A 10,647-nucleotide genomic window follows, 5' to 3' on the forward strand; every position below is an offset into this window, starting at 1 on the left:
CCATGTGTGTCTCCGTCGCCTCAATTGAATTGTTATGAGAAGGTCGGCGCGACGAACCTTCGGCGCGCGTGCCCGGTCCCGCTGCTTGATGCTCGCCGGCGCATGCAACGCTATTAAGTGCGATCTGCGTTATCGATTACATCGGCCGTGACCGATATTAGAAAAATGTAAGGATATGACCATATTCGGACATACCCGAGGGGCGCGCGCGATGGCGCACACCCGATGCATCGCACCGGTGCATGGCCTGGAATAGAGGGAAATCGACTCAGATGAGGGATGCGCTTGAACAGCATCCCAAAGCTTTTGGACGGCGTAACGAAAGGCGCCGGTTCGCGGGTATACGTGTAGCTACATGCCCCGACGTAATCCCGCCGTGTGCACCGGGCTGTCCCAATGACGGGTCATTTCGTCATCGAGCGTGCACAGCGTGATCGAAGCGCCCGCCATCTCGAGCGACGTAGTCAGCGCGCCGACCTGCGAACGCGCGATGCCGAGGCCGCGTCCGTCGAGCCAGCGGCGCACGGCGTCGTACAGCAGATACAGCTCGCCCAGCGCCGTGCCGCCCAGTCCGTTGACGAGCACGAGCAGGCGCGCATCGGCGGCGGGTTTCAGGTCCTCGACGATGGCCGCCAGCAGTTCGTCGGCGATTGCATCGGCCGTGGCGAACTTCGCGCGCCTGCGCCCCGGCTCGCCATGAATGCCGACGCCGATCTCGATCTCGTCGTCGCCGAGCGTGAAGGTCGGCTTGCCGGCGGCGGGCACCGTGCAGCTCGAAAACGCGACGCCCATCGACGCGATCCGTCCCGCCACGCGATCGCCGAACGTGCGGCACGCTTCGAGGTCCGCGCCGGTCTCGGCGAAGCTGCCCACCAGCTTCTCGACGATCACCGTGCCCGCGACGCCGCGCCGGCCCGTCGTGAAGCTCGAGTTCTCGACGGCGACATCGTCGTTGACGAGCATCGTGGCGTTGGGCATCTCGCAGAGTTCGGACGCCATCTCGAAGTTCATCACGTCGCCCGAATAGTTCTTCACGATGAACAGCACGCCCGCACCGGTGTCGGCGGCCTGCGCGGCGGCCAGCATCTGGTCCGGTGTCGGCGATGTGAACACCTGGCCCGGACAGGCGGCATCGAGCATGCCGTAGCCGACGAAGCCGCCATGTAGCGGCTCATGCCCCGAACCGCCGCCGGAGATGATGGCGACCTTGCCCGGCTTGAGCGCCTTGCGCACGATGAACGCCGGATCCAGGTTCACCGTGACGAGATCCGCATGCGCAGCGCCGAAGCCCGCGAGACTTTCGTTCAGGAAGTCATCCACGCGATTGATGAACTTCTTCATGTCTCCGTCTCCTTGTGAGGTTCAGGCCGCGTCTTGCGCGAGCCGCGCGCAGACTGCCGCGATCATGAGCTGACTGGACCGCGCGCCCGGGTCGATGTGACCGCGCGAGCGTTCGCCGAGGAACGATGCGCGCCCCTTGGTGGCAAGCATGTCGCGCGTGGCGAGCATGTTCTCTTCCGCGATGCGCGGCAGCGCGTCCAGTACTTCGGCCCTCGACGCGCCCGCCTCGGCCAGCGCGGTGAAGCGCTGTGCCACCGGAATCAGGACGTCCATCATGGTCTTGCTGCCGGTCGAGGTCTTGCCGCGTTGCCCGACTGCCTCGACGCCCGCCGCGAATGCACGTGCGAAGGCGGCGACGCTGTCCGCGCCGTCATCGATCGGCGTCTTTGCCATGCCGGTCAGCATCGAGAAGAACAGCGGTCCGGACGAACCGCCTACGGTGGAGAGCGTCTTGGCCGCGGCGAGCTTCAGCGCGGGCGCGAATGCTTCGGCTTCGATCTGCGTGCGCAGCGCCACGAGTGCATCCATGCCGCGCAGCAGGTTGATGATGTGATCGCCGTCGCCGATAGCCTGATCCAGCGACGCGATTTCGTCTGCATGTTCCTTGAGCGACGCGTGCGCCGCGTCGATGCACGCCATGACCGTCTTGCCGTCCATGCGCCGATCCTCCGTTCACGGGCAGAGTGAGCTGAGAGGATACCGCGTCGTGCGGGGTCACGTCGTTTGTCGAGCGGACGCTTCAGGTCCACGGAACATGCACGCGGTCGAGATCCCGGTCGAGTTGATACGCGGCGCTGATGAGCGCGAGATGCGTGAGCGCCTGCGGGAAGTTGCCGAGCGCCTCGCCATTGGTCGCCACTTCCTCGGAGAACAAGCCGACATGATTCGCGTAGGCGAGCATCTTTTCGAAGACGAGCCGGCCCTCGTCGACGCGGCCCGCGCGCGCCAGCGCTTCGGCGTACCAGAACGAGCACGCCGAGAAGCCGCCTTCCGTGCCGGGCAGGCCATCGAGAGTCGGGCCGCGCGTGTAGCGGAAGATCAGCGGATCGACGCGCAGTTCACGGCCGATGGCATCCAGCGTGCCGATCCAGCGCGGATCCTTCGGCCCGATGAAGCGCACCAGCGGCATCATCAGCGTGGAGGCGTCGAGCGTGTCGGAATTCGGGGTCTGCACGAAGCTCTGGAGTTCCTCGTTCCAGAAGTGCTCGTGGATGTCGCGATGAATCTCGTCGCGGGTGCTGAACCAGTTTGCGAGCGGCGCGGGCAGCGAACGCTTTTCGGCAAGACGCAGCGCGCGGTCCACCGTGACCCAGCACATCAGCCGCGAATGCAGCAGCGGGCGCGTGCCGTTGCGGAACTCCCAGATGCCGTTGTCGGCGTCGCGCCAGTGCTCGACCACGTAATCGACGGTGCGTGTGACGTGCCGCCAGCCCTCGTATGAGATCGCCGCGCCATACTTGTTGTACAGATAGAGCGAGTCGAGCAGCGCGCCATAGACGTCCAACTGGATCTGCGCACGCGCTTCGTTGCCGATCAGGAGCTGCCCCTGCGCATCGCCGACGAGGCTGTCGAGGTTCGCTTCCGCGAGCGCATCCTCGCCGTCAACGGAATACATCACACGCAACTGCCCGTGCGAACTGCAATCGCGGCTGCGTTCGGCGATCCACTTCATGAAGCGCTCGGCCTCGCCGGTATAACCGAGCCGCAACAGCGCGTACACGCTGAAGGCGGCGTCGCGGATCCAGGTGAAGCGGTAATCCCAGCGGCGCGAGCCGTCCTGCGCCTCGGGCAACCCGAAGGTCGGCGCCGCGACGATCGCGCCGAACTCCTCCGAACTCAATAGCTTGAGCGTCAGCGCCGATCGCAGCACCACTTCGCGATATCGTCCGCGATACGTCGATCGTGCCGACCAGGTCTTCCAATAGTCGATCGTCGCCGCCAGCACCGCATCGTGTTCGGCCTGGATATCCGCGAGACCTTCCGGCAAGCCGAAGGCAAAGCACGCGCAGTCGCCTTCCGCGAGTTCGAGCGTCGCGCAGGCGCGCGCGCCGTCGAGCGACAGCGGCACATTGGCAAGCAGTTGCACGGCGGGCGAGCCGTCGGCGGGAACGAATTCGACGCCCCGCTGCACCGCGCGCGCCTCATGCTCCGCGCGCGCATAGTCGAAGCGCGGATCGCAGTTCACGTCCAGCGTCATGCGGCCATACACGAGCCGGACAATGCGCAGCACGCAGTTCGGCGCCTGATCGGCGCGCGGGGTATCGGCGGCCACCGGCATCAGGTCGAGCAGTTCACAGACGCCATCGCCCGTCATGAAGCGCGTGAGCAGCACGTTGGTCTCGGGCAGATACATCTGCTTGACGTTGGCATGCTGCGCGCGCGGCGTAATCGCGAACGAACCGCCGCGCTCGCCGTCGAGCAGCGCGGCGAACAGCGTCGGTGAGTCGATACGGGGAAAGCACATGAAGTCGAGCGCGCCGCGCAGCGAGACCAGCGCGGCCGTCTTCATGTTGCCGATCATGCCGCGCCCATCGACAGGCAACGCGACCGGCGGAACCTGCTGGGGTTGATGTCTCATGACGATGTGCTCCCGGCGAGCCGTGGTTGGCGTCGTCGGAACGGAGCAAGTCATATTCCTGTTGCGCGCGCCAGCAAGGCTGTCGGCGCGACAAAGGCTGGACAGCTCAGCGCGCGGCGGCTTGCTCGGAAGTCGCTGTGGCGGCTTCCGCTGGCGCGCTGCCGAACACCGGGCCACTCGCCGCGCCGTCCTGTGCGGCCAGCGACGTGGCCGTCGGCACCGGCGCCTCCGCGGTACGCGAATGGCCGATGCTCGCGATATAGACCACCGCCGCCACAGCCACGCCTATCAGCACCGCTGCCACGGCAAAGCCTGACGACTTTCGCCTCATTGTTCCTCCTGATCGGATACGATGTCCCCGGCTCGCGGGCCGGCCCCGCACCGATGTTAGCAGCGCCGCCCGCCAAGGCCGCGTGGCCCGCCGCGCATTGCAGCACGGATCGATCAAAAAACCTGACCTGAGGGACATTCATGCACGCCGTCACGGCCTTCAATCTGGTGCTCATCTCATTGATCGCGATCATCGCGCTCGAAGTCCTCGCGCGCAGGCTGCGGCTGCCGCCCGCCGCCGCGCTGCTGATCGGCGGCGTCGCCATGGCCTTCGTGCCGGGATTGCCGAAGTTCGAACTCGATCCCGAACTCGTGCTCGTCGTGTTCCTGCCGCCGCTGCTCATGTACGGCGCGTATTTCTTCGTATGGGACGACTTCAAGCGCAACCTGAGCGGCATTCTGCTGCTGGCCATCGGCGCCGTCGCGTTCACCACGTTCGTGGTCGGCGTGGCCGTGCATCTCGTCGTGCCTTCGCTGCCATGGGCCGCCTGCTTCGCGCTGGGCGCGGTCGTTTCGCCGCCCGATGCCGTCGCCGCCAAGGCCGTGCTCGAACGGGTCGCGTTGCCGCGACGCCTGATGGTGCTGCTCGAAGGCGAGAGCCTGCTCAACGACGCAGCCGGCCTCGTGCTGTTCCGCTTCGCCCTCGTCGCGGCGATGAGCGGCGTGTTCAGCGCGCCGCGCGCCGTCGCCAGCTTCGCGGGGCTCGCGATCGGCGGCGTGGTGGTCGGCATCGTGGCGGGGTACATCGCCGTGAAGCTGATGCGCGCGCTCGCCGATGACTATCTCGTCATCACCACCTCGATGCTCACCGCGTGGGTCAGCTATATGGCGGGCGAGATGCTCGGCGTGTCCAGCGTGATCGCCACGGTCACCTGCGGCATGATGGTCGGCTGGCATCAGCACGAAGTGTTTTCGGCCGCGCAGCGCATGCGCGGCACGGCCTTCTGGCAGGTCGTCGTGTTCGTGCTGGAAGCGCTCGTGTTCGTGCTGATCGGGCTGTCGCTGCGTGGCATCGCGCTGCGTCTCGGCGGCGTCGGCGATGCCTTCGCGCTGCTCGGGCCTGCGACGGCCGCGGTGATCGGCGTCGTGATCGTGTCGCGCTTCGTGTGGGTGTTCGGGGTCGAGGGACTGAAAGGCATCGTGTGGACGCTCAGGGGTCGCCAGCATGCGAATTCGGGCGCGGATGCCGAAGACGCGCGCGCCATGAAGCCCGACTGGCGTGCGGCCACCGTGGTCAGCTGGGCGGGCATGCGCGGCGTCGTGACGCTCGCGGTCGCGCTCTCGCTACCCGAAGAGATGCCGGGCCGCGACCTCATTCTGTTCGCGGGCTTCGCGGTCATCCTCGTCACGGTGCTGTTGCAAGGCGCGACGATCGGTCCGCTGATCAAGTGGCTCGCGCTCGCGGCGGGACACGAGCGCTCGGCGCGGCATCTGAGCGAGCCGCAGGCGTGGGCGCGGATGGAAACCGCGCAACTGGCCGCCATTCAGCCGCTCGTCAGGGACGCGAACGGCGAGGTCATTCACCCGCGGCTGCTCGAGCAGTACACCTATCGCGCGGATTTGTCGTCGCGCTTCCAGAACGAAGAGGACTTCCCGACCGAGGCGCGTCATGCGCACTACGGTGTCGTGCTCGCGGCCATCGCCGCAGGGCGCGTCGAGTTGCTGAAAATGCATCGCGCCGGGCAAATTCATGACGAACTGCTGCATTCGCTCGAACGCGACCTCGATCTGCAAGAGATCATCGCGTTGCATTCGCGCGGTACGTGATCAGTCGCCGCCGTCGCGGGAATGAACGGGCGCGGCGAGCGGCAGGTCTTCCGGCGCTTCATCGCCCGACATCCAGGCGAAAGCCGTGACCGCCGTGCGCGCGTTGTTGCGCAAGCGGATGATCCATCTCCCGGGCGGCGCCCTGTGCGCCGTGGGTTGAACGGCGACGAGGATCATCGGCCGAGCGCCCCGCGCGCCCCGGCCGAGATGCACGACGCTGCACAGCCTGTCCGCGCCCTGCATGCAGACGCCGATTTCACCGCGTGCCAGCCACGCACTGCCGACGCCGCCCGGCGTGACCACCTGAATGTCGATGTCCGGCTCTGCGCCGGCGCCGTCGAGCCAGATCTCCGCAAAGCCAGGCGTCGCGCAACCGGCGGGCACCGGCCACTGCAACACAGCCTGCGTGATGATTGTTCGGGTATCGCGGCACGGCGCCCAATTGTCCGTACCGGACGGAAGAATGATGGAGCACGCGCCGATGTCCATCAGCTCGTCGAGCGCGCCTTCGATCAGCGAACTGCCGTCCTGCTGCCAGGCGACGTCGCCGGCGTTCATGCTGACGAGCGGATGGCTGCGCGGTCCGCCAATATCGTGCGCCCGCTGTGCCACATAGCGGACCGCGTCGAGCAGGCTCGCATCCGGACTCGGCCCGACTCCGCCGCGCAGCGTGCGATCGCGCGTTACGTGGCGAAGCTGTACACCAATCATCGGCGGGCGTTCTTCAGGGCCGGCGGGCAGACCCGGACGATGCGCAAGCGCCTGACTCGACGCGGGCGATGCGTCGCTCAATAGCGCGTTCATCCGGTTCTTCAACAGTTCACCGCCGTACCCGAGGCCGCGTGCGCTGTTCATTGCATCGTTCTGGTTCCAGAAGCAATGAAAGCGTGTGTCCGTGCCGAACGAATGCTGCGCGTGACGCCGATGAAAAAATGAAAGCTCTTCTTCGCACACGCCCACGATCATTCGCGCCGGAAAAGCGCAGGCGGGCACGGGGCTCAGCGCGGCCCTGCCGTGCGGACGCACACCGTGCGCCGGCGGGAGCGTCACCATTCCAGTCAGCCGTTCGATTTTTCCGGAAAGATCGGTTCCGAGCCGTGTGAAGAACTCGCGCGTGACGTGGGCGGTGCAGAAGCGCGTGCTTTCGAGCCTGTCCGGAGGATCGCGATACAGCGCGGACATCCAGATCCAGTCCTGCCAGCCATGCCGATCGATCTCGTGCGCGAGTTGCCGCGCGGTGACGCCGCCCCGCTTCAGTTCGAGCGCAATCGGCATGCGTCCGCCCGATCCGCCGGCGGGATTCTCGCGCCGGCCGAGGGTTGCCCACACGAGATAGGGATCGAGCCGGATCCCGGATGCAAGCGTCTGGCGGGCCGCTTCGCCAAACACTTCGCGGGGAACAGGTTTCTCCCAATGCGGCGCCATGCCTGTTTCCTTTTTATCGGTGTCGCCGCGCCTCGAACGCGTTTGACCTCCAGCGTCACGGCGACACGACTCCTCTGATTATTTCGGGAAACGAAATTCCAAGCGGACCCGATTAGGGCATAACGTAGTCACTCGGCGCGCGCTTGGCAAGCGGGATTGCCCTTGCCGTTCGCACGAAAGGTGGTTCCTCCGACATAACGCACACGATTGCGGTGTTCTGAATGTTATGGTGCAAGTGCTTCATTCGACCGCGCGCGCGTCCGGTTCGGGAAACACGGGCGCGATCTTGCGCCCATCGCGCGCTGTTTTCTTTCTGCGCGCCAGCAGATTCAAGGCTTCGACGAAGCCCGCGAAGCCCATCGCGGCGTAGATGTAACCCTTGGGCACGTGGGTGCCGAACCCTTCGGCAATCAGCGTCATCGCGATCACGAGCAGGAACGACAGCGCCAGTGTCACGACCGTCGGATTGCGTTCGATGAAGCGCGACAGCGGTTGCGCTGCAAACAGCATGGTCGCGACCGCGAAGATGACGGCGATGAACATGATTGGCAGATGCTCGGTCATGCCGACCGCCGTAATGATGCTGTCGACGGAGAACACGAGGTCGAGCAGCAGGATCTGGCCAATCGCGGACCAGACGGTCATCGTGCCGATACTCGACGCGACGCCCGGGGCATCGTGCGCGCCCTTCCCCACGTGATGATGCATCTCCTTGGTCGCCTTCCACACGAGAAACAGGCCACCCGCCAGCAGGATCAGGTCGCGCCAGGAGAAGGCATGATCGAACACCGAAAACACCGGTGCGGTGAGACGCGCGATCCACGCAACCGTACCCAGCAGCGCAAGACGCATCACGAGTGCGAGCATGATGCCGATGCGCTGCGTGCGCGCGCGTTGCTCGACGGGAAGTTTGTTGCTGAGGATTGAAATGAACACGAGATTGTCGATCCCGAGCACCACTTCCATCACGATCAACGTGACGAGTGCGGCCCAGACGGCGGGATCGGTGGCGAGGGCAAGAAGATATTCCATGAATTTTTTCTGGATGTGTGTCAGCTGAGGAATGCTGCAATCATCCACAGTCCGTCCCGACGGAAAAATCAGCGATAATCGAAACAGTACTTCGGTTTTTCCGAAGCTGGATTTGACGCGATCACCGCCGGGGGATATCCGCATGCTCAACTATCGTCACTTGCACTATTACTGGGTCGTCGTCAAGGAAGGTGGTTTCGCGCGCGCCGCCGAGCGGCTCGACATGGCCGTGCAGACCATCAGTGCGCAAGTGCGCGAGCTGGAAAAGTCGCTCGGGCATCAACTGCTCAAACCGGCGGGACGCGGCGTCACCATGACCGAAGCGGGCCAGGCCGCGTTCGCCCGCGCCGAGGAAATCTTCCAGCTCGGTCAACTGATTCAGGACGAGGTGCGTGAAGCGGCGAGCGGTACACTGGCACGGCTTGCAGTCGGCTTGTCGGATGGCATCTCGAAGCTCGCCGCGCATGCGTTGCTTGCGCCGGTGCTCGATAATCCGTCGCTGCGGCTGCTGTGTCATGAAGGCGAGACCGACGAACTGCTCGGCGAACTGGCGCTGCATCGGCTCGATCTCGTTCTGTCGAGTCATCCCGCGCCGCATAACCAGAACCTGCGGCTGACGAGCGAGCGGCTCATCGCGTCGCCGGTGGATTGGTATGGGCCTGCGTCGATCGTCCGCAAGAGCGCCATCGACCGCTTCCCGGCCAGTCTTGCTACCCTGCCGATGCTTTTGCCCACCGGTCACTCGTCGCTGCGCGCGCGGCTGGATCGGTGGCTGGAAACGCAGGCGATCGCGCCTCGCATCGTCGGCGAATTCGAGGACAGCGCACTGATGGCGGTATTCGGCGCGCGCGGGCTCGGCGTGTTTCCGCTCGCCGAATTCGGCGCCGGCGACGCGCCCTTGCTGCGCGGTCTGCGCTGGCTCGGCCGCTCGCCCGACGTGAAGGAAGAGGTGCATGCCATCGTCTCGAGGCGCGGTCGCCATCATCCGTTGACGCAACAGGTACTCGCCAGCGCGCTCGGCTAACTTCGGTTTTTTCGAAGTCTTCGTTCTAGTCACACTGCTTTTTCGATGCGCCGCCGCCCCCTAATCTGAGCCTCACGTTCACCAAGGAGGCATTCATGAAAGTCCTGTTCAAGTCCCGCGACCCCGAGGCCATCACGATGCACGAACTGGCGAAATCCCGCAGCGAATTCGTTTTCCGGCGTCTGGCGTGGCTCATTTCCAAGGCGACGGTCAGCCTGTCGGACATCAATGGGCCGCGCGGCGGCCTGGACAAGCGCTGTCAGGTGGAAGTGCAGGTCAGCCGGGAAAACAAGGTCGTGGCGACCTCGATTGCCCGGGACTGGCGCGGCGCAATCGATCTCGCTCTCGCTCGCGCGGTGCGCTCACTCGTGCGCCGCCGACAGCAGGTCAAACCGAAGACGCGGCGCGTGCGCGCCGGCAGCATCGCGTGGAATCTGACGCCTGAACCGGAGCCTGCGCTGCAGGCCGCCGTGGCGCCGCGCGTACGCATGCTGCGCAGACTGGCGGCGGGTGAGGTGTGATGCAGTCCGCGCGGACTCGCGCCGCGTAGAAGCACACTGCAGGCGCTCACTTCGCGGCGAGCGCCTGTTCGCCTGTTCGCCTGTTAGCGCTCGGCCAATGCAACGCGCGGCCCGCGCTCCGCCAGCCGCCCGTCGAGTTCGGCCTTGCCGTACTGGATGGCGTAGTTCTCGGCAGCCTGCGCCGTCGGGAAGGAACGGAACGGCCCGATCGCCCGGCGCGTGCCGCCAGGACGCTCGATCAGCAGCGTCGCGACGAATTCGCCGGACAAATGCCGCACGATCGCGGAAAGCTCACAACCTCGATATTCGACTGGGGTGGAGTCCATCGCTCACCTCGCTCGCTTGAATGGACAGGGACATGAGTCAATCTACTCAAGTGTCAAAAAACACGTAACCCCGCTTGTGAGTGCCTGCGAACGCAGGCGGAACGAATCTTTCATTTGTCCAACGGCAGCGCTTCCCGCAAACGATTGGCCGATCTCCATCCGGTCAGGGTCCTTCGGCTTTCCATCAGATTCTTCCGTTTCGTTTTAAGAGGTGGTTTCAAAATGCCTGAGCAGATCGTTGAAGAGTATTCCAGCAGATCATGCAGGCAGCGAGTTTGAGGAAGGCTTCATGCATTGTCGCCA

General features: G+C 65.1%; 10 protein-coding genes. 3 read left to right on the forward strand and 7 right to left on the reverse strand.

All coding sequences use genetic code 11. The features are described 5' to 3' along the window. Window positions 1-351: 351 nt before the first annotated feature. The 4 genes from dhaK to QCE63_RS29530 all read right to left on the reverse strand — a co-directional run bounded on the left by dhaK (window position 352) and on the right by QCE63_RS29530 (window position 4,250). The gene (gene dhaK / locus QCE63_RS29515) at window positions 352-1,341 is read right to left on the reverse strand and encodes a dihydroxyacetone kinase subunit DhaK (protein WP_309838068.1); all 990 of its coding nucleotides are present in this window, start codon (window positions 1,339-1,341) and stop codon (window positions 352-354) included. Window positions 1,342-1,362: 21 nt separating this feature from the next. Next, window positions 1,363-1,998 (reverse strand): dihydroxyacetone kinase subunit DhaL, encoded by a 636-nt coding sequence (gene dhaL / locus QCE63_RS29520; protein ID WP_309838069.1) that lies wholly within the window; start codon window positions 1,996-1,998, stop codon window positions 1,363-1,365. 82 nt (window positions 1,999-2,080) lie between these two features. Next, window positions 2,081-3,919, reverse strand: coding sequence for a glycoside hydrolase family 15 protein (locus tag QCE63_RS29525; RefSeq protein ID WP_309838070.1), 1,839 nt, complete (start codon window positions 3,917-3,919; stop codon window positions 2,081-2,083). A gap of 106 nt (window positions 3,920-4,025) precedes the next feature. Beyond that, window positions 4,026-4,250: a hypothetical protein gene (locus tag QCE63_RS29530; RefSeq protein ID WP_309838071.1), complete on the reverse strand. Its 225-nt coding sequence runs from the start codon at window positions 4,248-4,250 to the stop codon at window positions 4,026-4,028. 140 nt (window positions 4,251-4,390) lie between these two features. Here QCE63_RS29530 and QCE63_RS29535 point away from each other — a divergent pair, with 140 nt between their 5' ends. Next, complete coding sequence (locus tag QCE63_RS29535) at window positions 4,391-6,016, forward strand: Na+/H+ antiporter (RefSeq protein WP_309838072.1); 1,626 nt, start codon at window positions 4,391-4,393, stop codon at window positions 6,014-6,016. Here the strand turns inward: QCE63_RS29535 and QCE63_RS29540 are convergent, their stop codons facing one another. Together QCE63_RS29540 and QCE63_RS29545 are read right to left on the reverse strand one after the other, a co-directional pair. After that, window positions 6,017-7,441 carry a hypothetical protein gene (locus QCE63_RS29540; RefSeq protein ID WP_309838073.1) on the reverse strand — a complete coding sequence of 475 codons (1,425 nt, stop codon included), beginning with the start codon at window positions 7,439-7,441 and terminating at the stop codon, window positions 6,017-6,019. It abuts the gene before it with no gap. A gap of 240 nt (window positions 7,442-7,681) precedes the next feature. Next, complete coding sequence (locus QCE63_RS29545) at window positions 7,682-8,473, reverse strand: TerC family protein (RefSeq protein ID WP_309838074.1); 792 nt, start codon at window positions 8,471-8,473, stop codon at window positions 7,682-7,684. Between the two features lie 142 nt (window positions 8,474-8,615). On the opposite strand from QCE63_RS29545, the gene QCE63_RS29550 reads away from it, so the two are divergent. Then, window positions 8,616-9,497, forward strand: coding sequence for a LysR family transcriptional regulator (locus QCE63_RS29550; protein ID WP_309838075.1), 882 nt, complete (start codon window positions 8,616-8,618; stop codon window positions 9,495-9,497). Window positions 9,498-9,592: 95 nt separating this feature from the next. Continuing rightward, window positions 9,593-10,018: an HPF/RaiA family ribosome-associated protein gene (locus QCE63_RS29555; protein WP_309838076.1), complete on the forward strand. Its 426-nt coding sequence runs from the start codon at window positions 9,593-9,595 to the stop codon at window positions 10,016-10,018. Between the two features lie 83 nt (window positions 10,019-10,101). On the opposite strand, the gene QCE63_RS29560 is transcribed toward QCE63_RS29555, so the two are convergent. Beyond that, entirely contained in the window at window positions 10,102-10,344 is a 243-nt protein-coding gene (locus QCE63_RS29560; protein ID WP_309838077.1) for a hypothetical protein, read from the reverse strand. Between the last annotated feature and the right edge of the window lie 303 nt (window positions 10,345-10,647).

This window comes from Caballeronia sp. LZ065, assembly GCF_031450975.1.
Classification (GTDB): Bacteria; Pseudomonadota; Gammaproteobacteria; order Burkholderiales; family Burkholderiaceae; genus Caballeronia.